Below are 26,059 nucleotides of genomic sequence, written 5' to 3'. Positions count from 1 at the left end.
CGAAGGCGGCCGGCGACGTCGTGGGGGGGCGGGCTGCCGACGCGAGGGCAGCGGCCCACCCTGGTCTCATACGGGCGGTGGGGTGAACAGGCCGCGGTCGGGATCGTTGAACATCTCCCGGGACACGAAATCGTTCATCGGGTTCGAGGTACCCCACTGATCCGACGTCTCCGGATCGTCCGTGGAATACAGGTGCGGATGCCAGGAGTCCTCGTCCAGCGTCTCCAGCTCCGTCGTGTACTCCATCGTGTTCCCGTTCGGGTCATGGAAGTACGTGAACGTGTTGTCCCCCGCCCGGTGCCGGCCCGGACCCCACACCTTGTGCACACCGTCCCGCATCAGCCGGCCACTGCCCCGCATGTACTCATCCAGCCCACGCATCTCGAACGACGCATGATGCAACGACACATGCGGACACCGCGCGATCGCCATCGAGTGATGCTGCGGATTGCACCGCATGAACCACATGATCCCGCCCAGCTCCGGATGCACATTCGTATCCGTCAGCCGGAAATCCAGAAACTTCTCATAAAACGCCTGCAGCTTCTCCGGCTCCGGCGAGTTCAACACCACATGCGACAGCCGCACCGGAATGTCCTCACGCTCCTCGATCCGCCGATGCCTGCGCGCCGCCACCTCCGTCGACACCTCGATCGTGCGGCCCTCCACATCGAAGAACCGGAAACCATAACCACCCCCCGGCGTCTGCAACACATCCGGCTCCCCCACCAACCGCACACCCCCGCGGGCCAGCCGCACCGCGAGCGCATCCACCGTCTCCCGGTCCGCGGCACCGTAGGACACCAGGTCCAGCCGCTTGTCCTGCGCCCGACGCACCCGGATCACATACTGCTCCGGCGACCCCTCCGCCGCGAAATACGTGACATCACCATCCGACCCCGCCTTGACCAACCCCCACTTCTCCTCATAGAAAGCCACCTGCTTCTCATAGTCCTGCACCGCGATATCCACATGCCGCAAATGCGTGATCGGACTCACCGAACTGATCGGACTCTCAGACATGACGAACTCCAGTAGTAGCGGTAAGGGGTGAATCCGGGAGCCCGGACCCGAACGGCAGCAGGCGCAGCAGATCTTCGAGGCTCCGCGTTGTCTGCGCAGTCCCGAGTACGTATCGGTCGGGACGAACCAGGACAGCCGACGACACCACGCTGTCGAGCAGCACGCCGACGTGTTCTGGAGAGCTGACCACTGCGATCTCGGGGTCGTTCTCCAGCGCGGTACGCACGAACTCGGGCAGTTCCGCCAGGAGTTGAGGCGACGCAGCCAACAGGAACCGGCGCCCGACGAGATCATCGAGACGGGTCCCGTCCGCCAGCATCGGCTGGATCGACAGGCGACCGGCCTCTCGGTCGACGGACCCGGCGTGCAGGCCGGGGCCGAGAGCCGGGTCGGCCGGGAAGCCCTTCTCGGGTTCGGCGAGAACGAAGGCATCTCGTCGGGCGGCGACCTCGGGGTCGGTGGTCTGGACGAGATTGGCCATCATGGCTGCCTCGTTGACCCAGTACCAGGCGTGTGGGCGGCGCTCGGACTCATAGGTGTCGAGCAGGGATTCAGGCGCCCTGCCGTCGGCGACCAGCCGGAGCTTCCACACGAGGTTCGACACGTCCCGCATTCCCGCACACAGACCCTGGCCGAACAGCGGCGGCGCCTGGTGGGCGGCGTCACCCGCGAGGAACACGTTGCCCACGCGCCACCTCTCCGCGATACGAGCGCGGAAGGTGTAGATCGAGCGACGGTCGGGGGTGAAGTTCTCGGGCGTGAGAAGGCCCTTGCTCAGCCGGGCGATTCCCGCGGGCGTGATGATCTCGTCCGGATCGTCTCCCGGCAGCACTTTGAGCTCGATGCGGGCACGGTCGCCGGGGAGCCGGATGAACAGGGCCGGCCGCGTGTGCCGGCCCAGCAGCACCATGTCGCCCTCCATGTCCAGCGCTCCGTGCAGCTGCCCGTCGGCGACGAGCCACGGATCGTCCACGCCGAGGTTCTCGACGGGGATTCCGAGTGCCTCCCGGACCGTGGAGTTGGCGCCGTCGCAGGCGACAACCCAGCGCGCTGTGATCGTCTGACGCGTCCCGTCGACCGTTTCGACGTGGCAGTGGACACCGTCATCGTCCTGGTCGATCTCCAGGAGCGTCGTTCCGAGTCGGAGCTCCACACTGGGGAGCCGTTCGACCTCGGCACGCAGCAGAGCGTCGATCTCCGGCTGATGGAAGAGGTTCTGACCGTGCCACGCCTGCGGCTCCCACTGCCCGGTCGCGAAGGACAGGAGGGTGTCCCCGGCCTCGTTCTCCATCCGGTAATGCCGCATCGGACTTGTCAGTTCGGAAACCTGCGCGGCGAGGCCGATCGACTGGAACGAGCGCATCGCCTCGGCGTCGAAGTGCACCGCCCGAGCCTGCTTCCACATCTCGGGCCACATCTCGATACCCACGGTCCGCACGCCGGCATGGCCCAACTCGGCCAGCATCTTCACCCCTACCGGGCCACCGCCGACGACCAGGACTTCGCAGTCTTGGGACACCAAATCTCCCTGTTCTTCTCCGGTACTTGTTGGAAGTACCGCTCTTACTTGTGCACTCCGCCGACGCGCGCCGGATCCGTTGCCGTGTCCGCGGGAATGTGCGGCGACGGCCACATCGCGGGCCGATGTCACCGGTTCAGCTCGGCACCGAGGAGCTCGTCGTCGTACAGATCGCTGAGACCCGGCGCAGGCTGGGGCAGCAGGCCGAGCCCGTCGCGCATCGCCAGGATCCGCTCCAGTCCCGCACGTGAGGGAACCAGTGACTTCGGGCGCGTGCGCAATGCCGCTCGCACCGAGGCGGGCCCGTGACCGCCCCGCGACAACAGCTCCCGTACCCGCTCGTCGGAGGCGTCGCAGAGCCATTGCCGCGCCGCTTCCAGTGCCGCCAGATACCGCGGAAGCCCGTCGCCGCCCGCCTTCCGTGCTGCCGGTCCCGCGACCACACCCTGTCCGGGGTAGTCAGGTACCTCCGCCTCCACGGCGGCCAGTGACACGAAGCCCGCCTCGGCCGCCAGCTCATCCAACGGCGGCCCCAGCAAGGTCGCATCGATCGATTCCGTACGCAGTGCTTCCCAGCGCTCACGCACACCGCCTACGGGCAGCAGCGTGTAGTCGGCGGTGGACAGTCCACGCCGGGCAAGCAGATGGCGCAGCACCACCGCGAACCCGTTGTCCACGGCGTCGACGCCCAGCACCGCACCGCGCAGCCCCTCTATTCCGTCCACCGATGGCCGGGCGACCAGTTCCAGCGGTGTCGTCGACTCCACCTGGGCCACGATCCGAAGACCCCCGCCGCCGGCATTCCAGACCACGAGGTTGTCCATGGCCGTCACACCCACGTCGACGTTCCCGCTCAGCAACCGGTCCCGCTGATCCGTGGACGACTCGATGAGCACGGTCTCGACGTCCACGCCCACGTCGGCGTAGAACCCCAGCTCCTCGGCGACGACAGAGACAGAAGGCGGCACGAAAACCGCCTGTCGAAAGCACACCGTCATTGGGGCGCTCCTTCCCTACAAGAGGTGACGTGACTCTACATTCGAAACGATACGTTTCGCATCCGACGAGTCTCACCTCACCCCCACGAAGGAGGACAGGCGGACCGCAGCCCCCGCCCGCAAGGCGCTCAATACATGCGATTAATCCCTATTTCGCCCCCCATTCCACTCCGGAAGAGTGGCCTCCGCCGCAGGCGTTCGGCTCATTGGGGGCGTCCCACCACTTCGACTTCCTGCACCACCACTACACATTCGATACGTCTCGTATCATTTGTGGGGTAACATGGGAGGGCCAGTCGCGCGCTGACGCGAGAACTACGGTCGCGTCCGAGGTAAATTTCCCCTGTGGCTGTACGAAGCGAATCGAGTCGTCGAGCAATCCTCGACGCGACCATGGACCTGCTCGTCCGTGATGGCCGACGCGCCATCACGGTGCAGAAGCTGACCATGGAGGCGATCGCCAAGCGGGCCAAGGTCAGCAAGGCGACGATCTACCGGTGGTGGCCCAACAAGGCAGCCGTCGTCATCGACGCCTTCATGGAGAACCACCTCGCGCACACCCGCATCCCCGAAGGGGTGCCGGTACGAGAGGCGCTCCTCGCGCACCTCAAGGCACTGATCTCCCACTACGCCGGGCCCATGGGCACACTCGTCGCCCAGATCGTCGCCGAAGGACAGTACGACCCCGAGACGATCGCCGACTTCCGCGGCAGATTCTGGAACGAACGCGCAGCAGCGGTCGAGAAGTTGATGCGGCGCGGCATCGACGAAGGCGTCTTCCGGTCCGACCTCGACCCGAGCGCGGCAGCCCAACTGTTCTACGCACCGGTCTACTTCCACCTCCTCTTCGGAACCAGCCCGCTCGACGACGCGCTCGCTGAGCAGCTCGTCGACATGGGGACCCGCGGCCTGGCAGCCCACTCGGTCGAGGTCGGGTGCGCCTGACTTCTCCGCGCGCGACTCATCGTTGTGCGCCGAAGACGGTACCGCTCCCGCTGTCGGAGTTCTTGCAACCTCGCGTCAGGCGGTTGAGCCGCCCACCGTTCCGGGTGAGGGTGTGGGCTGTAGTCGAGGAGCCGAGGAAGGGATGTCAGCCATGACCGCCACCGCGCAAGCCCCGTTCCGCGCCGATCACGTCGGCAGCCTGCTCCGTCCGTCCGCGCTCCTCCAGGCCAGGGAGGAGCATGCCGCAGGGAAGATCGACGGTACCGCACTCACCGCGGCCGAGGACGAGGCGGTCCGTGAGGTCGTCGCGATGCAGCGGGAAGCCGGGCTGCGCAGTGCGACCGACAGCGAATTCCGCCGCGCCTCCTGGCACATGGACTTCATCTACGCCCTCGGCGGCATCAGCCGCGTCGAGGACGAGTCGCTGCACGTCCGCTTCCACAACGAGGACGGCGACATCGAGTTCGCGCCGCCCTCCACGCGCATCGACGGCACCGTACGACTCGACCACACGATCTTCGGCGACGCCTTCGCCTTCCTCCGTGACGCCGTCGCCGACGGTGTCACACCGAAACTGACCATCCTCTCGCCGAGCATGGTCCACTACCGAGGCGGGCGCTCCGCGATCGACGCGTCCGTCTACCCCGACCTCGATGACCTCTGGTCCGACCTCACTGACGCCTACGCGGCCCAGATCCGCGGCGTGCACGAACTCGGCTGCCGTTACCTGCAGTTGGACGACACCTTGATGGCGATATCTGATTCAAGAATCCGCATCACTCCCTGGCGACCCGGCGATCTGGCCACGCACGGGAAACGGGTCCGCGAACTCCTCGTCGGCGAACAGAACCCCCAGCTCATCGCGGACGCGGATCACCAGACTCCCCTTGGGGAACGCGGTCTTCGCGACTCGAGCCGTCTCCACCGGCACGTCTCCCGTATTCCTGAGCCACAACGACGTCGTCGACCTCCAACCCGCCACGGCATCGGCCCCCGAGGACCAGTCCCAGGAGCCGACAATGCTACGCGCCATGAATTCGCCAACAGGGTCGTTGAACAAGTGAGCCGTCACGAAAGATCGAGGCTAAACGGGGGATCGGACCGGCTACGAAACAGCCGCATCCGTCTCGTCGTAGCGCAATGACTTGCAACGCTCCGTCACAGATCGCAGCGACTCGGCGTCTTGCCCCGTGATGTGCTCCACGTGGTGAGACAGGATGGCTTGGTACCCCTCGGCGATGGCAACTTCAGCTGATACCAATTCGTCGCTGGCCCACATGTGCCCGTCCGCGCTCGGCGGCATGTTCGGGTCATAGGTTCGAGGAATCCCCACGGAATCGAAGAAGGCGAGACGGTCTTCGGCCGACACCGGGACATACCTGACAGGGGTACGGTGCACTTCCGAACCGATCACCGCGATGTCATGGAAGTTCAGCAATTCGGTGCCGGTGATCTCGTAAACGGCACCGGCATGTCGCTCGGCCTGTAGCAGACAAGTAGCAGCGCTACGTACCACATCCTGCTTCGCGACTGGCGCAAGGAAGCCATAGCCCGTTGCCTGCACCATCAACCCACTTGCTACTGCAGGCGCAAGAAGAACGTTGCTTACAATCTCAGAATAGAGAGAATTCCTGAGAATTGTATATGTCAGACCTGACGCTCGCAGATCAAGCTCAGTCTGATAGTGGTCCTTGGCCGACAGGGCCGGATTATTCGGCTGTACGCCTCCCACCGAGGTGTACACGATATGGCGAATGCCAGCCCGCTGCGCTGCAGCAATCGCAGTCCGGTGCTCGGAAACTCGTCGGCCGAGATTCAGTCCGCTGATCAAGAAGAGTATCTCCCCGCCGCCGTACGCGGCATCCAGGGAAACGGCCTCCCGGTAGTCGCCTCGACAGATCCGGAGCCCTTGCGCCTCGCGCTGGCGGAGATTCTCCGGCGTGCGCGTTACAAGCGTCAGTTCGAGATGGGGATCCGCGTTGAGAAGCAAGTCCGTGACACGGCGCCCCAAGTCTCCCGAGGCGCCGCTGATGACAATCCGACCCATGCTGTGTCTCCTGTTCCTGTCTCTCGCAACCTCGTCAGGGCACATGCGCGCGAACGGAGTTGACCTCAGAGCGCCCGAGTGCCTCCACGCTCAGGCTCCTTGGAAGCGACGCCAGCCGGCCATTTGATGCCGCGGCCGAGCGGTGTGGCCGGCCCGTCGTAGGGCACCGCTCCAGGGAAAGTGAGGGAGGGCGGAGGCCATTGGAAGCCCCCGGTCTGCGGGTTGTCACGCGGCGGTTGTACTGTCTCCCTGGGCCGCGTAGTGGACGACCCGGGGCCGGGCGACACAGTGTGGTGCGACTGCCTCGGCAAAGGCCTTCGCCTGCGGGGTTCCGGGGAAGACGTCGGTGTGGTCCTCGAGCCGTTCCCAACCGACGCGCAGCAGGTAGGTGTCAGGGTGGTCGACGCTGCGCAGCAGTTCGGCGGATCGGCACCCGGGAGCCTCCAACAGCAGATGCCGGACCGCCGCGAAGTCCGTTTCGAGCCGAACGCCTCCCCTCGGGTGGACATGCAGTTCGGCGTGCTCGTAGATCATCCGTCCCCTTCGTCGCGTCCGGACGCTGCGCCCGAGGCACTCAGATCCAGGAAGCCGCCGCGCAGGAAGATCAGCGGGGGATCGGTGGCGCGCAGCTCCAGTGACTCGACGCGGCCGACCACCTGGTAGTGATCGCCAATGAGATCGACCTTGAACCTCGTGCATTCCAGGGTGACGATCGCCTCGTCCAGGAGAGGCAAGCCGCGAGCCGACATATGCCAGTCCAAGTCGAGGAAGCGGTCCTGGCCGCGCCGGGAGAACGCCTTGCACAGCTCGCTGTGGTTGTGGCCGAGGATGTTGACGCCGAAGTGGCTTGCCTCGTACAGGCGCGGCCACGTGCTGGAGGACCGGTCGACGAAGAAGGCGATGAGTGGCGGGTCCAGCGAGACCGAGGTGAACGAGCCGACGGTCATCCCGACGGGCCCGGACCTGGCGCTTGCGGTGACGACGGCCACGCTGGTCGGGACGTGTCCGAGGACGCGTCGGTAGTCGGTGGCGTCGGCGGCCAGGCCGCTCTGTTTCGTGGTGGGAACAGGTGTGGTCGTCTGCATGGTCGCTGTCTTCACAGCGCGATCGTCGGTTCTTCGTTGCCGAGCAGCAGTCGGCCGTAGGCCTCCTTGCCGATCTCGGGGGTGACGAGGGCATGCCGGGCGGCGGTCCCGGAGTCCCGCCAGATGCGGTTGAGCACGTTGACCTCGGCGAAGGAGCCGGCACCGTTGGCGGTCAGCAGCATGTCGATCGCGTCCTTGACCAGTTCGGCGACCACGCCGGTGTCGTTGCGGATCCGAGCGCGAGTCTCCAGGTCGGGCAGCCGGCGTTCGTCCGCGGCCCGGTCGAGGTCGAGGCACATGCGGTACATCGTCAGCTCGGCCAGGTGCAGCTTGGTGGCCGCGTTCGCCACGCCGATCTGGTGGGTGGGGGAGAGCCTTGCCTCCTGGTAGCCGGTGTAGGCCACCGGCTTGTGGGGCAGCTTGGCCCGGGTGATCTCCAGCGCGTGCCGGCCCAGACCGATCTGCGGTGCGACGAGAATGGCGGCGGCGACCGCGTTGAGGGCCATCGAAGCCATCCGGTCATCAGGGTGGGGCGTTCGGTAGCGTTCCTCGGAGCGGTCTTTGACCGAATGAATCCGGTGATCGGGAACGAAGTGGTCTTCGATCACGATGGTGTCGCTGCCCGTGCCCTTCATCCCGGTGACGAACCAGGTCGGCTCGATCGTCCATGTTTCCGCCGGGACCAACGCCATCGCGGCCTCGCCGCTCTCGAGGGAGATTCCCAGGCTCCCCCAGTCGGCAGCGAAGGAACCCGAGGCGTAAGGCCAGCGGCCACTGATCAGGTAGCCGCCGTCGACCCGCTCCGACTTGCCTCCCAGGGAGAAGATGCCGCACAGCTTCGCCTTCGGATGCGCACCGAAGATCTCCTCCTGTGCCTGAGCGGAGGCAGTCGAGGCGAATCCCGTGGCGACGGTCATCAGCGCGGCGATCCATCCGGTCGAACCATCACCACGGGCCACCTCGGCCACGGCGTCGACGGCGGTGCGCAGCGTCGTCCCGTGGCCGCCGTACCGCTTGGGCACGAGCAGACGGAAGATGTCCGCGTCCTCCAGCGCCTTGACCACCTCGGGGACCACTCGCCGCGCCTCGGAACCTTGCGCGGCGTACTCACGGATCAGCGGGACCAGGCCGGTGGCGCGGCCCACCAGCTCGGCGTCAGAGGTTTCGAGATCCGACACTGTGGCGCTGGACGACATTGTCATGGTGCCTCTCTCATAGAGTTTCGTGAGCCGATGGATGTCATAACCGACGTCACGGAGTGATGGCAGCCATCATGCGGATGCGCTTCGAGGGGCGTATAGGCCAGGGACTTCACCAGAAGTTCGTGCCTGTGATGCATCAGACGCATGACGCCGCTTCCGCGAGGTCGGAGGGCCGGACCATGACGTCCACGCCGATCTGGGGGCCGCTTGCGAGAACGACGAGACGAACCCGCATGCTGCCCTGCGGGCAAGCCGCCGCCGAGGCGTTCTACCGCGTGATCGATGCCGCCTACGAGCGCCGCTCGGTGATCGTGACGAGCAACCTTCATCCCTCAGGCTTCGATTCGATCATGCCCAAGACCTTGGCCACCGCCGCCGTCGACCGGCTCCTGCACCACGCTCACATCGTGCTCACCGAAGGCTCCTCGCTGCGACTGACGCAGGCCACCAGCGGGCAGGGAGTCGAGCCCCTCGCCCCGAACGGCTGACCCGCCAACCGGGCGACGAAAAGTCATACCGCAACGGGAGATGAGTTGTCCGCCCACCAAGATCCGAACTGTCCGCTCACCCGGACGTCACACTGTCCGTGGACACCCGGGCGGGATCAGGCGACTCGGGCACGTCCCGCCATCGAGGGCCCCGGAAGAGGGTGCCTCAGTCTCGGCCTTCAACACGGTCTCCCGGCCCATAGTGGCGCCGGCCACCTGAACGTGAGTGCACTGCCGGTGTGCACATGGTGGTAAGCAGCTCGTCGGGGACGGAGAGGCTGTCGGTGACACCTGTCGCACACCGCATGGTTCGCATCAGCCTCACGCGCCGACCACAACACGCGGTGAGACCGACTTCGGAGAGCGGGCTGCAGGGGCGTGCAGGTGGAGCCGTATCCTCATACCATGGTGACGAGTGTCGACCTGGCACGGCAGCTGGGTCTTTCCCAGACGACGGTGTCCCGGGCGCTGCGCGGACATCCCTCCGTGACGGAGAAGACCCGTCGACGCGTGATCGACGCGGCGCAGGCGCTCGGATACCGGCCCGATGCCGCGGCCCGGATGCTGGTCACGCGTCGAGCGAAGGCGCTCGGCGTGGTTGTGGCCGACCTGAGGAGCCCCCTGTACCCGCCGGCGATCGCGGCGATCCAGGAGCGGTCGGCGGCGCGCGGCTATCGGATGGCCCTCATCCGCGACCCTGAGGAAACGCACGACGCGGACGCCCTGGAGGTCCTGAACGAGGCGATCGTCGACGGGCTGATCTTCATGTCCGCGACGGACGACTCCCCGGGAGTGGCCCAGGTGGCGGCACGTCACATGCCGATGGTGCTTCTCAGTCGCGACTTCTCGGACCTGCGCGCGGACACCGTCATGAGCGAGGACCGAGCGGGCGGTGCACTGGTCGCACATCACCTGGGCGAGCTGGGACACCACAGGATCGCGATGCTGTCGGTCCCGCGCACGGTGAGCAATGGCCGTGAGCGCGAGGACGGCATGCGGGACGCGCTCCGGGAACGTGGCCTGGATCTCCCGGAGGAGTACGTGCGGCGAGGGCCCATCGATCACGAGAGCGGGTTGGAGATGGCCCGTTCGTTGTTGGCGGTGGAGCCGCGACCGACCGCGATTTTCTGCTCGACGGACTCTTTCGCGTTCGCGGCGCTGGATGCGGCGTCGCAGCTCGGGATCCGGGTCCCCGAGGAGTTGTCCGTGGTCGGGTTCGACGACTCGGAACCGGCTCGGTGGTCGATGATCAACCTCACCACGGTGCACCAGCCGTTCACGGAGATGGCGACGAAGGCGGTGGACGTGCTCATCGACCGGCTCGAGGGCCGGGCAGACAGCGAGTTCTCCCAGACGGTCTTCCCGGTGCGACTGATCGAGCGGGGCACGACCGCCGCGCCGGCGTGAACGAACAGAGGATCAGGCGGTGTTGCGCCCGCCGCTCAGGTCGAGGGTCTGTCCTGTGGTGTAGCTGGCCTCGGGCGAGAGCAGCCAGGCCGCGAGCGCGGCGAATTCCTCCGGTGTGCCGACCCTGCCCATCGGTACCCGGGCGAGCAGCGCGGCATTGCGTTCCTCGCTGAGGTCCTCGAGCATGCGGGTCCGCATCATCGAGGGGGCGACGGCGTTGACGGTGATGCCGTCGCGTGCGTACTCCTTTGCCGCGGTCTTCACCAGGGAGATGACAGCGGCCTTCGACGCGGAGTAGGCGGCCTGGTGCGGGTTGCCTTCGCGGCCGGCTATGGAGGACAGGATGGTGACACGTCCGTAGCCGCGTGCGCGCATCGCCGGCAGGGCGGCGCTGAGGCCGTGCAGACAGCCGTCGAGGTTGATGGCGAGGGTGTGCTGCCAGCCGTCCCTGGGTGTCTCGTCGATCGGTGTCTCGGGGCCTTGCACTCCGTGGGCCAGGAGCGCGCCGTCGAGCCGCCCGTGTGTGCGCATGATGTCGGCGACGACCCGGCACCAGGCTTCCGGGTCGGTGACATCAAGGGACAGGCATGTCTCGGGAGAGGAGCCGTCCCCGTCGCCCGCCACGTCCGTGCAGATCACGGTGGCACCTTCACGGGCGAGGCGCCGGCAGGTGGGTGCGGCGAGTCCGCCCGCCGCGCCGGTGACCAGGACGACCTGGTCGCGGTAGCGGCCAGGCCAGTAGTCGGTTGTGGGGGCCGAGGTGTCGACGAGCTCGGTCATCAGCGGACTCCTGCAGTGTCGGGGGAGGTGAGCAGTGTGGTGGTGGCCCGGTGGAGATCCTTGAGGTGCGCTCCGGCGCCTTCGCGCGCGACCCGGGCGACGCTGGGTACCTCGACGCTGATCGGCACATTCGGTAGCGCGCGCAGAATGTCGCTCAGAGGGAAGACCCCCGATCCGGGTGTCAGGCGATGCGCCCGGGACTCGATCTGCCGCGAGGAACCGTCGACGCTCTGCCCGAGCGGGAGTTCCGTCGGTGTGGGCAGGTCGGGGACCGTGGCCGGGCCGTCGCAGAGCTGGATCACCTCGACGACCCCGGTGGGCAGCGCTTCGAGGTCGGCGACCGCGCCGCCCGCGCGCACGAAGTGCAGGACATCGAGCATGATCCCGGCCCCTGTCCCCTCGGCCAGCCGCGCGGCCTTCGCGACGGTGTCGACGCACTGGTAGGAGATCGGTTCGAGGCAGGGGCGGATACCGAAGCGGGACGCGTCGGCCGCCAACACGGCAAGTGTGTCTTGCAGTCGGGACGAATCGGGGTCTCCCCCGATGACGTTCAGGATGCGCGCGCCGAGTTCTGCCCCGGCCTCCAGCGCGGGCATCCACTCGGCGGGCCCGCGCGCTCCGTCGAGGGTGAAGGCCTCGACGTCCAGGACCGAGACACCGGTGCTGCGACAACGCCGAACCGTCTCGGCTGTCATCGGCGCCCCCGCCGCGATCGGATAGCGGGCCTCGGTCCCGGTGGCGGGGAAGACCCGCACACCGACCGCGGCAAAGCCGGCCTCGCTCGCCGCGGTGACCATGGAGGGCGGATCCAGATGCAGGGCCGACAAGTGAGCGAGCCCGAACGTGACGTCCACGTATTTGAACCACCAATCGAGTGCGGGTATTGACGCGGCGCAGATGACGTTCCTACGCTGCCCGAACCAGAATGACTACGTAGTCATCTCAGTGTCAATGACTTCCTGCCCAGCAGGACTCGACTCTCACGGCCCGTGCAGTGATCGATGGCCGCCCAGGTTTGGAGCAACGATGCCCCACAACAACTCTCACGCAGGGCCCATGGAGACCACAGTTGTCTCCATGGACAGCCCGCACCCCCCTGGTGGCGCCTCACCGCGACGCCGGGCGGCGGCCAGCATGGCCGGTGCCGTGATCGACTGGTACGACTTCTTCCTCTACGGCATCGCCGCCGCGACGATCTTCGGGCCGCAGTACTTCCCCTCGCACGACGAGTTCGTCGGGCTTCTCGCCTCCATGGCCTCGTTCGCCGTCGGATTCGTCTTCAGGCCGCTGGGCGGCGCCATCTTCGGCCACTTCGGTGACCGCATCGGGCGCAGGCAGATGCTGTTCCTCACCGTGCTCATCATGGGTCTGGCCAGCGCCGCGATCGGCGCACTTCCCACCTACGCGGCGATGGGCATCGCAGCCCCCATCTGCCTGGTGCTGCTGCGTGCGATCCAGGGCGTGGCGGTCGGCGGAGAGTGGGGCGGCGCCGCCCTGATGGCCGTGGAAAGCGCCCCGCCGGGGAAGAAGAACTTCCTCGCCAGCGGCGTCCAGGTCGGCTCCTTCATCGGCCTGCTGCTCGGCACCGCCGTCTTCTCCCTGATGCAGGCGCTCACCACACAGGCCCAGTTCGAGTCCTGGGGCTGGCGCATCCCCTTCCTGATCAGCCTCGTCTTCGCCGTCGCCGGCCTCCTCATCCGCACGGGCGTGGCGGAGTCCACCGAGTTCGCCGAGGCCAAGGAGAAGCGGGAGCAGACCAGGGCACCGCTCTGGGTGGCGCTGAAGACCTCGCCCCTGCGGATCCTCGCGGTGATCGGCATGCGCCTCGTCGATCAGGGCTGCTTCTACATCGCCTTCACCTTCTCCCTCGTCTACGTGGAGAACTACACCGACCACCCGACGAGCACGGTGCTGGCCGCGTCGATGATCGCGCTGGCCCTCGCCTCGTTCCTCACCCCCGTCTACGGCAAGCTCGCCGACCGCGTGGGAGTCCGCTGGTTCTACGTCGCCGGCCCCCTCTGCGCCGCCGCGGCCGCGGTCCCGTTCTTCCTGTCCCTGCGCTCGGGCTCCCTGGTGCTGATGACACTGGCCTTCTTCGCCCTGATCAACCTCGGCCACAACATCTCCACCGCGGTGCAACAGACCTGGTTCACCGGCATGTTCGACATCTCCGTGCGCTACAGCGGCGCCGGATTCGGCTACGCCCTGGCCGGCGCGGTCGGCGGCTTCATCCCGCTGGTCGCCACCGCTCTCGCCGGACACGACGGCGACTGGCTCGGCGTGGCCCTGCTCCTGGCAGGACTCGCCCTCGCCGCCCTGGTCACCGGCCTGTTCGCCTACCGATGGACGTCCGCGGCCGCCACGGACCAACGGCACGAGCCCGTATGACCCACCCGGGAAGGTGACGTCCGCACGGCGTGCGGCAGCTCAGCAAGGGCTCGCCGCCGGTCGCCGCGACGACCCCCCTTTTCTGCCCCAGCTCACCGTGCCGCAACAGCCCTGGCCCGAAGGCACGGCAGCTCGACAACACGGCACGCGAGCAAGCAATACGCCGGGACAACACACCGGCGGGAAGAGAGAACCGATGAGTGCCCAAGCCACCACCACGACCAACCCCGAACAGGCGAAAACAAGGGAGATGGACTGCGACCTGTTGGTCATCGGGTCGGGCGCCGGCGGCCTGTCGGCCGCGGTCACCGCCGCCTGGCACGGCCTGAAGGTGGTCGTGGTCGAGAAGGACCCGGTCTGTGGCGGCGCCACCGCCTGGTCCGGCGGCTGGATGTGGACACCACGCCACCCCCTCGCCCAGGCCGAAGGCCCCGTCGAGGACATCGACCAGCCACGCACCTACCTCAAGAACGTCTTGGGCAAGGACTTCGACGAGACACGGGTGAACGCCTTCCTCGAGGCCGCTCCCCAGATGGTCGGCTTCTTCCACGACCACACCAGCCTGCGCTTCGTCAACGGCGCCAAGATCGCCGACATCCAGGCGTGGCAGCCCGGAGCGAGCAGCGGCGGCCGTCAGGTGGGGCCCAAGCCGATCAACGCACGCCGCCTGAGCAAGTCCCTGCGCCGCAAACTGCGCCCGCAGATGTACGAGACCTCGTTCCTCGGAATGGGCATCATGGCCGGCCCGGACCTGCAGCACTTCCTGCACGCCACCACCTCGGTCAAGGGCTTCCTCCACGCCGCCCGGCGCGTCGCCCTCCACACACTGGACCTCTCCACGCATCGGCGCGGTATGCACCTGGTCAACGGGCCGGCGCTCGTGGCCCGACTGGCGAAGTCCGCCGAGGACCTGGGCGTGAAGCTCTATGTCAACGCCCCCGCCACACGCCTGCTCACCGAACACGGCAAGGTCAACGGAGCCGTGGTCTCCACCCCGCGGGGCGACGTCACCATCCACGCCCGCCGCGGCACGGTCCTGGCCACCGGCGGCTTCCCGCACGACGACGAGCGGCGCCGCGCCCTCTTCCCCAAGGGCACCGGCGTGGACCACCAGGCCCTGGCCCCCGCCGCCACCACCGGCGACGGCATTCGCCTCGCCGAGGAGGTCGGCGGAGTCCTCGACACCACCGGCGCCTCCCCCGCCGCCTGGTGCCCGGTCTCCCCCATCAAGCTTCCCAACGGCCGTACCGGCAGGTTCCCCCACATCGTCGACCGCGCAAAGCCCGGACTTCTCGCGGTGATGCGCGACGGCCGACGCTTCGTCAACGAAGCGAACGGCTACTACGACTACGTCACCGCCATGATCGACGCCACCCCGCAGGGAGAAGAAGTGATCTCCTGGCTCATCTGCGACCACCGGTTCCAGCGCCGCTACCCCTTCGGCATGGCCAAGCCGTTCCCGGTCCCGCAGTGGCCCTACCTGCGCAATGGATACATGACGCGCGGACGCACCCTGGAGGAACTCGCGCAGACCTGCGGCATCGACCCGGTCCAACTCCGGCGCACCGTCGACGAGTTCAACCAGCACGCACGCCAGGGAGAGGACCCCGAGTTCCAGCGGGGCACCACCCCCTTCAACCGCGGCTCCGGTGACTACGCGCACGGCCCCAACCCGTCCCTGGCTCCACTGGAGAAGGGCCCCTTCTACGCGATCAAGGTGCTGCCCGGCAGCTTCGGAACCTTCGCCGGCCTGAACACCGACGACCGGGCGCGGGTGCTGAACGCGACCGGCGAGGCGATCCCCGGCCTGTACGCGGCGGGTTGCGACCAGGCCAACGTGATGCGTGGCCACTACCCGTCCGGTGGCATCAACATCGGCCCCGCCATGACCTTCGGCTACATCGCCGCCCGTCACGCCGCCAACGCCACCGCATACGAGACCGAGTAGAGCCCCCGCTGAGAACCCCCGGTCAGGCGCCCTCGCCGCCTGGCCGGCACACATGCCGTACACACCCGGCTTTCTGCTTCGACCCCCTTCCGAGCGAGGGAGGTTCGAGCAGACGGGCACCGCGAGGAGGCCCGCGCCGATACCTCCTTCAAGGTGAGCGACGGAGGCCGTGCGGATAGTCAGGGCCTTGACCACGAAGCCCGGGCATCCCTCCCGGTGAGTTCTCCGCGTCCCGCCCACACTCCCTTGAAGCACGGGCCTGACCCGATACGGCCGCTTGAGCCCCGAGTACGCCTACATCAAGAGCCGGGGCGCACAGTCACTTGCGTATGTCACTAAGTAGCCCCGACTCCCTTCGCCGGCCCGAAGAGCGTCTCCGTCCCCAATGCAGCACTCACTCCGCAACGGCAGTACCGGCCACGCAGTCAGCGGCCCGACGCCCTCGGTCCGATCCCGAACTGGTCGAGGTCATGGCCGACGATCAGGCGCCCGGAGAATCCCTGCACCTCTCGCTTCCACCGGCTTTCAGGCCAGTCAGCAGGGACGAGGTGCGAGAGCACCAGAGTGGCCACGCCTGCCTGCTCTGCGACCGTACCGACCTCATCGTCCGCGGTATGGGAAGCCAGCAGGTGGGCGACGAGCCCCTCCTCGGACTCGCTGCGCGGCGGCGGGTACTGCTGCTCCACGTACGCGCGGGCAATGACCTCATGCACCAAGACATCTGCGCCCGAGGCGAGTTCGACGAGGTTGGCCGAAGGGCCGGTGTCTCCGGAGAAGGCCACCGAACCATCGTCGGTGTCGAACCGGTAGGCCAGGGCGGGAAAGACCGGCGCGTGCTGCACCAGCGTCGCGGAAACCCGGACCCTGTCGTCCTCATAGAAGGTCACCGGGCTCACGCGGGGGTGCGGCTGCCCGTTGGGATCCGTCAGGTATTACTGCGGTATGGGAACGTCCCTGCCCTCGACGAGCTGTGAAGGGAGCGGCTTGCGGTTGTCGAACGCGCGGTCGTTGAAGTCCGTGGCATACGTACGGGCCATCAGCTCGAGCATCTCGCGGGTGCCCGGTGTGGGATTGTCCGGGGCGACTGGTTCCGGTGCGGGCGGTTGACCGTACAGCGGGGGCAGGGAACCTCTGTTGCCGGGGCCCCACACCGGCACAGAACGGCCGGAACTCTCCAGGCCGTTGAAGGCCCCGAAGGACAGCAGGTTGTTCAAGTCGACGACGTGGTCGGAGTGGAGGTGGGTGAGGAAGACCGCGGCGAGCGTATCGAGGACACCCGGTTCCCCGAGCCCGGAATCGTGCAGTCGTCCGCCGACACCCGATCCCGCATCAACAAGGTAGTACCGGTCTCCCACGGCCACCGCAGAGGCGATCCCCATCCGCGGGGAGCGGCCTCCCCACCAGGTCGGACCGCCTCCCGTGCCCAGAAGGACAAGTCGTGTTCGGTGGTCCGATGCAGAACGGGGATCAGCCTGAGCGACTGCCGGGCCGGCGGCGAAAACACTACCTGCGCTGACGGCAGCCCCGCCGATGAGCAGCGAACGCCGGGTTGCCCCGGCCGTCTGGGATCTTCCCGGGACGGTGCACACAGTTCCTCTTCCAAGGTCGGGGCAGTCATGGCGCGACCACAGAGAGCGGCACGCAGAGGGCCCGGAAGGCAGGACAGATTCTTCGGAGCCGCAACGGACACTCAACTCATGTCACGCGGCTGGTTTTCGCGGGGAACGTAAGCCGTCGCGGCCAGCCAGGCATAGGGAGCAACTCGGCTTCGTGATCGGGGCGTTACCCGCCGGGATGTCCGTCGGATCCACTACCTGCACCTATGCAGCAGGTGCATGAAGCGACGGAAGTTTCCGGTGATTCACATCGCGAGTCCGTCACCGCACGATTGGTCTACCTCGCTCGCTCACCGGAGGAGAACCGTGCCCGACTCCCGCAATGCCCATGATGAAGGGGCCCTGACCGCGCCGCGGAGGTGTGAGGCAGATGGCTGAGGTGTCCGGGGCTCTGTCCCGGGACATCGTCGTCGTGGGCGCCTCCGTGGCCGGGCTGCACGCGGCTCATGCGGTCGCGAAGATGGGCCGAGGGCTCTCGGTCATGGTGATCGGTGAACGTGTACGGCCCCGCTACAACCTGCCGCTGGCTGACAGGACGGGACTCACCGGCCCGACCGACCTCGACTCGACCACACTGCGTGCCTTGAGTCAGCTCGGCAGCCAGGGCGTGGACCTTCGGTTGGGAGCCCGGGCGAGCGAACTCGACCTCGCCAACCAGCGGATTCTGGTCGGAAACGGCAGCGTCTCCTACCGCGCGCTGGTCATCGCCTGCGGCTGCGCACCCACGATCCCGGCACTCCTCACCGAAGAGTCACGGGTCTACACGGTCGGGCAACGCGAAGAAGTGTCGGCGTTGCGCGCCGTGCTGGCCGACCCCTCCCTGGCCGTCGCCGTCATCGGAGCGGGACTGGCCGGTGGCGAGACGGCGTCGCGGCTCCGGCGCGCGGGCCGCACGGTGTCGCTTGTCGATGGCTCGCCCGAGCCGATGGGACGTTTCGGCGCCGTCGCGGTGAACTCTTATGCCGCGCTGCACCATCGGGCCGGAGTCGCGCCCTGCTTCGGTGACGGAGTCGTCGAGGTCGTCAAGGACGGCCTGCGCCGACGCCTGCGGCTGAGCAGCGGGACGCTGGTGCCGGCCGACGTGATCGTCATCGCCGATGGGCACCGGCCCGCAACTGAATGGCTGGAGTCGTCCGGACTTGCTCTCCGGGACGGCATCGTCTGCGACGCGGGGCTACAGGCGTACAACCATGTCTTTGCGGCCGGGGACGCCGCCCGTTGGTCCAACCCTCGCTACGGCACCCGCATGCGGGGCGAGCAATGGACGAACGCCGCCGACCAGGGCCGCATCGCAGGCCTCAACGCCGCGCGGTCGATCACCCGCGGAGCCCCCGATTCGTATGCCGGCATTCCGTACCGGCGCTCCTACCAACACGGAGTGCGCATTCAACTCACCGGGTTCCTCAATGGGGACGAGCGGGTCGTCACCCAGCGGACGGGCGAGGGCGAGGTCGCTCTGTTCGGCCGCGAGAACGTTCTGCACGGCGCCCTTGCCTTTGAGCACCAGTACCTCTTCGACGAGGTGCGCGCGATGCTGACGGACGGGGTGGCGTGGGACGCCGCACTGGCACACGTCGGTGCCGCAGTCAGTACCGGCCGTGTCCCGGCGCGCTCCGGTCCCCGACTCCACGACATCGGTATAAGGAATGCGATCTGCCATGACGTTCTCCCCTGACATCTCCGACGAACAGCGGACCCGCGAGGACGAACTCGTCGAGCGTGTGCTGCGCTCCTTCGACGGGTGCCAGGACCCTCGGCTTGACCAGGTACTGCGTTCGCTCGTACGGCATCTGCACGGCTTCTTGCGCGAGGTCCGGCTCACCGAGGCGGAGTGGCAGTCGGGCATCGACTTCCTGACCGCCGTGGGACACATCACCGACGCCACACGGCAGGAGTTCGTCCTGCTGTCCGACGTGCTCGGCGCATCGATGCAGACCATCGCCATGAACAACGAAGCGCACGGCAATGCCACTGAGGCCACCGTCTTTGGGCCGTTCTTCGTCGAGGACGCGCCGCGCATCGACAACGGGGGTGACATCACCTTCGGCGCCAAAGGACAGCCGTGCTGGGTGGAGGGCACTGTCACCGACGCGGATGGCAATCCCGTTTCGGACGCGCGCCTCGACGTGTGGGAGGCCGATGACGACGGGTTCTACGATGTGCAGTACGCCGAGGACCACCGGGCAGGAAGGGCCCAGCTGTCCACAGACAAGGACGGCACCTACCGCTTCTGGGCGGTCACGCCCACGCCGTATCCGATTCCGCACGACGGTCCGGTAGGCCGGATGCTGGCGGCCGCCGGCCGGTCACCCATGCGCGCGTCGCACCTGCACTTCATGGTGACCGCGCCGGGTGCCCGTCGGCTGGTGACTCATATCTTCGTGCGCGGGGACGGGTTGCTCGCCTCGGACGCGGTCTTCGGCGTGAAGGAGTCGCTGGTCAAGGAGTTCGTAAGGCAGCCGGCCGGCACACCGGCGCCCGACGGCCGTCTGCTGGACGGAGACTGGACACGGGTGAGGTTCGACATTGTCCTCGCACCTTCCGCGCCGTCAGGCGTGCGGTGACCGTCCGAGCGTCCGGGCAGCCCACATGCCGGCCTCGGCCCGTGAGCGGACCTCGAGCTTGGCGAGAATGTGCTCCACGTGAACCTCGGCCGTACGCGGGGAGATCACCAACGCGGCGGCGATCGCACGGTTGCTGAGGCCATCAGCCAAGTACGACGCGACCTCCTTCTCCCGAGCGGTGAGCAGGTCGGGTGCGGGAGCGGCTTCGCTTCGGTCCTTGTCAGGCTCGGTGATGTGGTCGAGCGCCAGCCTTGTTCGCCCGTCCGGGTCGAGGCGGCGCCCCTCCTCGTACAGGCGCTGAAAGGTGGCATGGCCGAGCTTTTCCTCGACGGTGCTCTCGATCGCTTTGTACTGGGAGCCGAGTACGGGACCGAAAGCCGCGGTCCTGGTGTCGAGCCGGGACCACAGGGCTTCGACGCCGCCGAGGAGTTGGGCCGCCTTCGTGGCCTCGCCCCTTTCCAGGGCGATGCCGGCCATCAGGTTGATGACGAGCGCTGTGCCGACGTCGTCCCGGAAGGCGAGCTTGAGTTCCAGGCTCTGCTTGGCCCACTCCTCGGCCGCGGCCAGGTCATGGCGTGTCCAGGCGTCATAGGCAAGGACCCACACGGCGTAGGAGCGGCCCCAGGTCTCGCCGAGGTCTTCGCTGCGGTCGATGGCCTCGCGGCACGACTCCGCGGCGCCTTCTTGGTCACCCTCTGCGCTCTTGAGGAATGCGCGCAGGAAGAGCGTCATCAGCAGCCCCTCCGGGTCGGCGAGATCTGCATGGCCCACCCGTGCGGTTTCGAAGGCATGCCGGGCTGTCGGCAAGTCGCCTGAGGTCAGGGCTACTTGGCCGCTCCAAGTGGCGACGTGAGCCGTCAGTCGGGGGTCGCCGGTCGACCGTACGATGTCGCCGGCGGCGAGGAGGTGCTCCTTGGCCAGGGGCAGTTCTCCGTGGAGTGCCGCTACGGCGGCGGCCACCCAGAGTGCGTTGCCGCGCTCGACGGAAGGCGCGGTGTCCGCCTGAAGTGCCTGCGCCAGCCAACGACGGCCCTCACGCAGGTGGCCGGTGATCCAGTAGACGCTGAGGCTGGAAGCGAGCTGGAGCGCTTCGCGCGTACGGCCCGGTTCCCCGAGCGAGCCCTCGAAGGCCAGTTCAAGATTGGCGAAGTCCGATGCCAGTCGCTCGAGAGACTCGGTCTGGTCGGGTCCGAAGAAGCTCTGTGCGGTCCGGGTGGCCCAGGATCGGTAGTGATCGACGTGAGCACGGCGGGCACGGTCGTGGTCCTCGCTCGGCCGACCGTGCACCAGGGCGAACTCCCGCAGGGTCTCCAGGAGCCGGTAGCGCATTTCCCCGTTCCGGATTTCGGGCAGGAGGATCGATTTGGCGACCAGCCCGTCGAGTGCGTCGAGCAGCTCGGTGGCTTCCAGCGGCGGAAACCCGCACACCGCTTGGATGCTGGCGAGGTCGGGGCCCCCGGTGAAGGCTGCCAGCCGGGTCCACAACCTCTGCTCCTGCGGTGTACACAGGTCGTAACTCCACCGCACCATGGCGTCGAGCGAGCGGTGGTGCGGCGAGGCGGTCGGGTCGCCGCGGTTGAGGAGCGTAAACCGGTCGTTGATGCGGTCGAGCAGTTCGCGGACCGACAGCGACCTCAACCTCGCCGCAGCCAGCTCGATGGCCAGCGGCATACCGTCCAGGCGGGCCACCAGTTCCACCACCGACGGCAGCTCCCGCTCGGTGATCTCGAACTGGTCGTTGACGGACTTGGCCCGGGCCTCGAGCAGAGCGACGGCCGGAAACCCGCGCAGTTCGCCCACGGTACTCTCCCCGCCGACCGGCGGTACGGGCAGCGGACGGACGACGACGGCGCGTTCGCCCCGCAACCGCAACGGCTCCCGGCTGGTCGTCAGCACGCGCAACTCGTCGCAGGCGCCGAGAAGCCTGGCCACCAGGCGCTGGCAACCGGGCAGTACGTGCTCGCAGTTGTCCAGGACCAGCAGAGCCGACCGGCCGGTCAGATGCCGACGGAGCTGCTCCTCGGCATCCTCGACGGGTGCCGTGCTCAGCCCGAGGCCGGTGGCCACCCATTCGGCGACGGTCTCCGAGCTGCGCTGAGCACCCAGCTCCACGAACCAGACCCCGTCCTTGAACGCCCGCTCGAGCGTGCCGGCCATCGCGGCGGCAAGGGAGGTCTTGCCGACACCACCGGGGCCGGTGAGCGTCACGAGGCGACTGGACGCCATCAGGCCACGGGCATCGGCGAGCTCGCGGTCCCGTCCGAACAACTGGGTCGGCCATGACGCCGGGGGGCCAGAGGGGACTGCGTGCCAGCTCATGCGGGCCATTCTCTGCCGACCTGGCCTTCTGGGCCAAGACTCCTGCAGATATCAATGGCCGTCCCGTCCCGGCCGGATGCCGCGTCGCTGCCGTCCGGTACGGATCAGACGCTGATTGCCGGGGCGAGCGCGACCGCCCCTGTCCCCTCGTCTGCCGCTCGGCACGGTGTGGCTGCCGGATGGGCACGGCCCGCGACGTATCCGAGGAATCGTTGTGCAGCCCTGCTGCCCGGCCCCCCTCGCCTGGTGACCGCCCCGTAGTCCCGGAAGGCGGTCGGATCGCTGAACGGGACGGTGATGGCGGTGGAGCCGGGCATGCCCTCGGGCCACGAGGCGGGTACGACTGCCACGCCCATCCCCGCTGCCACCAGGGCGTGCAGGGTGGACAGTTCTGTCACCTCGATGGCGATGCAGGCTCGGAATCCTGCCTGCCCGCACAGGCTGTCAGTGATCTGCCGCAAGCCGAACCCGGTCTTGAGGACCACCATCGGCTCCGCGGCCAGCTCGGCGATCGCCACCTGATCGCGTCCTTCGAGGGCATGGCCCGGCGGAACCGACAGACACAGCCGTTCGCGCCCGAGAGGGGTCCACTGCACGTCGTCGGCGCCAGGTTGGGGCGCGACGAATCCGATGTCGACCGTTCCGTCACGCACCTCGTCCACCACGGCATCGCAGGCCGCTCCGTGCAGCTCGAAAGAGGTTCTGGGGGCGAGCTTTCGGTAACCGTTCAGGAGGTCGGGAACCAGCCAGCCGCCGAAGGAATGGATGAATCCCAGCGATACGGACCCTCGCTGCGGGTCGACCAGGGTGGCGATCCGTTCCTCGCCCCTGTCGACCTCACTCATCGCCCGGACGGCGTGCGCGTGGAAGATCTCCCCGTACTTGTTCAGACGCAGTCCGCTGTGGTGACGGTCGAAGAGCTGGACGCCCAGTTTGCGCTCGAGTCTGGCCAGGGCGCGCGACAGCGTCGGCTGGCTGATGCTGAGGCGCAGCGAGGCTTCCGTCATGTGTTGGGTCTCGGCCAGGGTCGTGAACCATTCGAGTTCGCGCAGCAGCATGATTGTTCTCCCTGGCAGGTAGGGGCGGCACCCGGTCCATCGCCACGTCCGGGCTCGTGCACGTGACCGAGCCCGGCTGGCTGGCGGGTTTCACCCTCCGCCGCCTGCAGCGCGTGCTCCATCCGTAGGAGTACGTATCCACCACGTAGATCACGGGTCTACGTAGTCCCTCCGCGGGTCCCCCGAGCAGCTCGTTCGGGCTGATCGTCCACGACCTCCACTCCGAGGAGCGCCGCATACCTCGCGCCGACGGGGGGGGGTGACGATCCCGCCCTCTCGTCGCTCATCACCTACTGGCAGGCTGTCGGCGAAGCGGCTCCGTGCCGCGATCGTCCACCGGATGCGTCGGCCCGTCCTCGATGTCAAGAACATCGATCGCTTTCGGTCCAGGTAGCTGGGCCCCTCCACGACCAGGGGCAGGTTGCCCTCTTCTGGCTACGTCGCCGACATCACCGTAATCGGAAGAAACTTCTATGAGTTCGAGAGGACAGCAGCCAGAATTTTCGTCCAGCGATTCACCTGGCGCATGCCGGACATTCGACCGTCACGCGAACAAAAAAGTACCCACTTGTCGTGCACCAACACGCCGCCTAGCCTCTCGGCCGTTCCTTCAAACTTCCATGCGCTGGGGGCAGAAGATGCATTTTCAGTCCAATTCGGACCCGTTGTTCACACCTCTGCGCGTGAATACAACCACGGTACAAAACCGCTTCGTCATGCCGGCCATGCAGCGCGGAATGCGCGACTACACGCCGACAGAGAACATGATCGAGACCTTGCGTCGATGCGGCCAGGGTGGCTCGGGGATCATCATCTCCGAAGGTGCGGCGCCAGATCACCCGGCGGCCTACTGGCAACCGCTGTTCGGCATCATCGGCCACGACTCCGCGGAGGAGTGGCGGCGCGTCGCTCGCGCTGTGACCGGGGCCGGCAACAACACGTTCCTCATGCAACTGTGGCATCCCGGCGCATTGCGGCTGATCGTCGACGGGGTTCCCAACCCGTTCCCCGACCAGCCCGCACTCAGCCCGTCGGGGCTCGTCCAGGAGGGCCGTCCGAACGGCGTGGCGATGACGGCACAGGACCTCGAGGACACCAAGGCCGCATACGTCCAGAGTGCGCTCATCGCACAGGAGGTCGGCGCGCACGGGATCGAAGTGCACTGTGCCCACGGCTACCTTCTCGATCTGTTCCTCTGGCACGAGACCAACAAGCGCCAGGACAAGTACGGAGGCGCCACCCTCGCGGACCGTGCGCGGTACCCCGCCGAGATCGTGTCGGCGATACGTGAGGCGACGGGACCGGACTTCATCATCTCGTTCCGTTTCTCGCAGTGGAAGGAGGTGGACTACGGGGCGCGCATCGCGGAGCACCCCGACGCCCTGGGCCCCTTCCTCGCTCGTATCCAGGATGCAGGCGCCGACATGTTCCATGTCTCCACCCGCCGCTTCGACGCAGTGGCATGGCCGGAGCTCGATGCGCGGCGCAGCTTGGCCTCCTGGGTGAAGACGATGACGGACCTCCCCGTCGTCGCGATCGGCAGCGTGGGGCTGACCACCGACCTCGCCCGTGACATGTTCGACAACGAAGACTCCGAGCTGCAGGTCGAGGACGACATCGCCCGGGTTCGCCTGGGCCTGGAGGCCGGGGACTTCGACCTGATCGGGGTCGGCAGGGCACAGATCGCGAACAACGACTTCGTCAACCGGGTACGCAGCAGCGACTTCGCGGACATGCGGAACTTCCGCAAATACGTGGACCTCGCGGACGCATACGAAAGCTACGCCCACGAGGGCCAGCTCGTGGATCAGTCGAGAAAGACCGAGTGATGACGAACTGCGCTGCGAACGCGAGGAAGTTGGGCGAGAGCGATCCGTACCACGGCGTCCTCGGTGCCGGCAGCTTCTCATCTCGCTCTTCGACGGCACCTGTAGGGAAGATGGGCCGATGATCTCCGACACCCGATCCGCATCCATCGACGCGTGCACCGACCGTTCACACAGCCGTCGTGCTGATCAGAGTCCGGCGGTAACGGCGAACTCGGACGAGAGTGACGGCGGCGCACAGACCATGGCGAGGTTACGGGCTGCTCTCGCCCCGACCGACAGCCACTGGATCGACGCAGCCGAGGAGGAGCTCTTCGAGCACGTCTCCGCGCAACTGTCCCGGTTCAACTCGACTCAGGACAACCCGATTGTGAACGTCGTAGACCACCTCGGGAACTACTGGCGAAACTGGCTGCTGGTGATCGCTCGGACTGGACCGTACCGGCCGTCCACGATCAGGAGAATCATCGCCGCCCTGGTCCCTGAACGTCCCATCTCGCAGAGGATGCTGACGCTCAACCTCCGGATGCTGGAGCGTGACGGCCTGATTGTCCGACACGTCTTCGACGACGAGTGCAGGCACGTCGAGTACTCCCTGTCACCTATCGGCATGGACCTGTCGGACCGAGTCATGTCGCTGATCGGCTGGGCCGAACGTCATTCAGGCGAGATAGAAGCGGCAAGGGAGGCGTTCGATGAGCGACGGTAGGCCAGCGTCTCCCTCCTAGCCTCGCCGTTTCGTTTGGGGACGGCGGCTGTTGGGGCGGAAACGCGAAAGTGCCTTCCTGACCTGGGACGATGAACCTTGCTGAGGGGTTCTGTCGGTCCAGGCGGAGGGCACTTTCT

The 26,059-nt window shown here is 67.3% G+C and carries 22 protein-coding genes and 1 pseudogene; 10 read left to right on the top strand and 13 right to left on the bottom strand.

The annotated features are described in order from the left end of the window. Positions 1–66: 66 nt before the first annotated feature. The 3 genes from OG574_RS39140 to OG574_RS39130 form a co-directional block, all read right to left on the bottom strand. A complete protein-coding gene (locus OG574_RS39140; protein ID WP_266667620.1) occupies positions 67–1,023 on the bottom strand; it encodes a VOC family protein in 957 nt (318 codons plus the stop codon). Continuing rightward, entirely contained in the window at positions 1,016–2,542 is a 1,527-nt protein-coding gene (locus tag OG574_RS39135) for a bifunctional 3-(3-hydroxy-phenyl)propionate/3-hydroxycinnamic acid hydroxylase (protein ID WP_266667622.1), read from the bottom strand. Before OG574_RS39135 ends, OG574_RS39140 begins: the two co-directional genes overlap by 8 nt. A 128-nt stretch (positions 2,543–2,670) precedes the next feature. Next, positions 2,671–3,510, bottom strand: a complete 840-nt coding sequence (locus tag OG574_RS39130) for an ABC transporter substrate-binding protein (protein ID WP_266667624.1) — start codon at positions 3,508–3,510, stop codon at positions 2,671–2,673. A gap of 375 nt (positions 3,511–3,885) precedes the next feature. Between OG574_RS39130 and OG574_RS39125 the strand changes: the two genes are divergently transcribed. Further along, the gene (locus OG574_RS39125; RefSeq protein WP_266667626.1) at positions 3,886–4,485 is read left to right on the top strand and encodes a TetR/AcrR family transcriptional regulator; all 600 of its coding nucleotides are present in this window, start codon (positions 3,886–3,888) and stop codon (positions 4,483–4,485) included. Between the two features lie 142 nt (positions 4,486–4,627). After that, positions 4,628–5,629: a hypothetical protein gene (locus tag OG574_RS39120; RefSeq protein WP_266676855.1), complete on the top strand. Its 1,002-nt coding sequence runs from the start codon at positions 4,628–4,630 to the stop codon at positions 5,627–5,629. Here OG574_RS39120 and OG574_RS39115 read toward each other — a convergent pair. The 4 genes from OG574_RS39115 to OG574_RS39100 all read right to left on the bottom strand — a co-directional run bounded on the left by OG574_RS39115 (position 5,591) and on the right by OG574_RS39100 (position 8,819). Then, positions 5,591–6,532, bottom strand: coding sequence for an NAD(P)H-binding protein (locus tag OG574_RS39115; protein ID WP_266667628.1), 942 nt, complete (start codon positions 6,530–6,532; stop codon positions 5,591–5,593). The two genes, OG574_RS39120 and OG574_RS39115, sit on opposite strands and share 39 nt — an antisense overlap. Before the next feature lie 225 nt (positions 6,533–6,757). Then, entirely contained in the window at positions 6,758–7,066 is a 309-nt protein-coding gene (locus OG574_RS39110) for an antibiotic biosynthesis monooxygenase family protein (protein WP_266667630.1), read from the bottom strand. Beyond that, positions 7,063–7,632 carry a flavin reductase family protein gene (locus OG574_RS39105; RefSeq protein ID WP_266667632.1) on the bottom strand — a complete coding sequence of 190 codons (570 nt, stop codon included), beginning with the start codon at positions 7,630–7,632 and terminating at the stop codon, positions 7,063–7,065. The genes OG574_RS39110 and OG574_RS39105 overlap by 4 nt, the downstream gene beginning before the upstream one ends. Then, positions 7,629–8,819 carry an acyl-CoA dehydrogenase family protein gene (locus tag OG574_RS39100; protein WP_266667634.1) on the bottom strand — a complete coding sequence of 397 codons (1,191 nt, stop codon included), beginning with the start codon at positions 8,817–8,819 and terminating at the stop codon, positions 7,629–7,631. Before OG574_RS39100 ends, OG574_RS39105 begins: the two co-directional genes overlap by 4 nt. Before the next feature lie 245 nt (positions 8,820–9,064). Here OG574_RS39100 and OG574_RS39095 point away from each other — a divergent pair. Together OG574_RS39095 and OG574_RS39090 are read left to right on the top strand one after the other, a co-directional pair. Next, positions 9,065–9,307 (top strand): annotated as a pseudogene (locus tag OG574_RS39095) (ATP-binding protein); the annotation flags it as partial. Between the two features lie 405 nt (positions 9,308–9,712). Continuing rightward, complete coding sequence (locus tag OG574_RS39090; RefSeq protein ID WP_266667636.1) at positions 9,713–10,714, top strand: LacI family DNA-binding transcriptional regulator; 1,002 nt, start codon at positions 9,713–9,715, stop codon at positions 10,712–10,714. 12 nt (positions 10,715–10,726) lie between these two features. Here the strand turns inward: OG574_RS39090 and OG574_RS39085 are convergent, their stop codons facing one another. Both OG574_RS39085 and OG574_RS39080 read right to left on the bottom strand, forming a co-directional pair. Further along, positions 10,727–11,494: an SDR family NAD(P)-dependent oxidoreductase gene (locus OG574_RS39085; RefSeq protein WP_266667638.1), complete on the bottom strand. Its 768-nt coding sequence runs from the start codon at positions 11,492–11,494 to the stop codon at positions 10,727–10,729. Next, positions 11,494–12,348, bottom strand: a complete 855-nt coding sequence (locus OG574_RS39080; RefSeq protein WP_266667640.1) for a sugar phosphate isomerase/epimerase family protein — start codon at positions 12,346–12,348, stop codon at positions 11,494–11,496. Before OG574_RS39080 ends, OG574_RS39085 begins: the two co-directional genes overlap by 1 nt. A gap of 202 nt (positions 12,349–12,550) precedes the next feature. Between OG574_RS39080 and OG574_RS39075 the strand changes: the two genes are divergently transcribed. Both OG574_RS39075 and OG574_RS39070 read left to right on the top strand, forming a co-directional pair. Next, complete coding sequence (locus tag OG574_RS39075; protein WP_266667642.1) at positions 12,551–13,882, top strand: MFS transporter; 1,332 nt, start codon at positions 12,551–12,553, stop codon at positions 13,880–13,882. 196 nt (positions 13,883–14,078) lie between these two features. Further along, positions 14,079–15,830 (top strand): FAD-dependent oxidoreductase, encoded by a 1,752-nt coding sequence (locus OG574_RS39070; RefSeq protein ID WP_326777023.1) that lies wholly within the window; start codon positions 14,079–14,081, stop codon positions 15,828–15,830. Positions 15,831–16,255: 425 nt separating this feature from the next. Here the strand turns inward: OG574_RS39070 and OG574_RS39065 are convergent, their stop codons facing one another. Further along, entirely contained in the window at positions 16,256–16,717 is a 462-nt protein-coding gene (locus OG574_RS39065) for an MBL fold metallo-hydrolase (RefSeq protein WP_266667646.1), read from the bottom strand. Between the two features lie 45 nt (positions 16,718–16,762). Further along, complete coding sequence (locus OG574_RS39060) at positions 16,763–17,209, bottom strand: MBL fold metallo-hydrolase (RefSeq protein WP_266667648.1); 447 nt, start codon at positions 17,207–17,209, stop codon at positions 16,763–16,765. A 607-nt stretch (positions 17,210–17,816) separates the two neighbouring features. Between OG574_RS39060 and OG574_RS39055 the strand changes: the two genes are divergently transcribed. After that, a complete protein-coding gene (locus OG574_RS39055; RefSeq protein ID WP_326777022.1) occupies positions 17,817–19,121 on the top strand; it encodes an NAD(P)/FAD-dependent oxidoreductase in 1,305 nt (434 codons plus the stop codon). Then, complete coding sequence (locus OG574_RS39050; RefSeq protein WP_266667652.1) at positions 19,105–20,010, top strand: intradiol ring-cleavage dioxygenase; 906 nt, start codon at positions 19,105–19,107, stop codon at positions 20,008–20,010. The genes OG574_RS39055 and OG574_RS39050 overlap by 17 nt, the downstream gene beginning before the upstream one ends. Here OG574_RS39050 and OG574_RS39045 read toward each other — a convergent pair. Next, entirely contained in the window at positions 19,996–22,329 is a 2,334-nt protein-coding gene (locus tag OG574_RS39045) for an ATP-binding protein (protein WP_266667654.1), read from the bottom strand. The genes OG574_RS39050 and OG574_RS39045 overlap by 15 nt on opposite strands. A 104-nt stretch (positions 22,330–22,433) precedes the next feature. Beyond that, positions 22,434–23,387 (bottom strand): LysR family transcriptional regulator, encoded by a 954-nt coding sequence (locus OG574_RS39040; RefSeq protein ID WP_266667656.1) that lies wholly within the window; start codon positions 23,385–23,387, stop codon positions 22,434–22,436. Between the two features lie 473 nt (positions 23,388–23,860). Here OG574_RS39040 and OG574_RS39035 point away from each other — a divergent pair, with 473 nt between their 5' ends. After that, a complete protein-coding gene (locus OG574_RS39035; RefSeq protein WP_326777021.1) occupies positions 23,861–25,216 on the top strand; it encodes an oxidoreductase in 1,356 nt (451 codons plus the stop codon). 118 nt (positions 25,217–25,334) lie between these two features. After that, the gene (locus tag OG574_RS39030) at positions 25,335–25,922 is read left to right on the top strand and encodes a winged helix-turn-helix transcriptional regulator (protein WP_326777020.1); all 588 of its coding nucleotides are present in this window, start codon (positions 25,335–25,337) and stop codon (positions 25,920–25,922) included. The last annotated feature ends 137 nt before the right edge of the window (positions 25,923–26,059 follow it).

Origin of the sequence: Streptomyces sp. NBC_01445 (assembly GCF_035918235.1) — a bacterium.
In the GTDB taxonomy this organism is placed as follows: domain Bacteria; phylum Actinomycetota; class Actinomycetes; order Streptomycetales; family Streptomycetaceae; genus Streptomyces.
The sequence above is the reverse complement of the archived record's forward strand: the minus strand, read 5'-3'. Positions and strand labels throughout refer to the sequence as shown.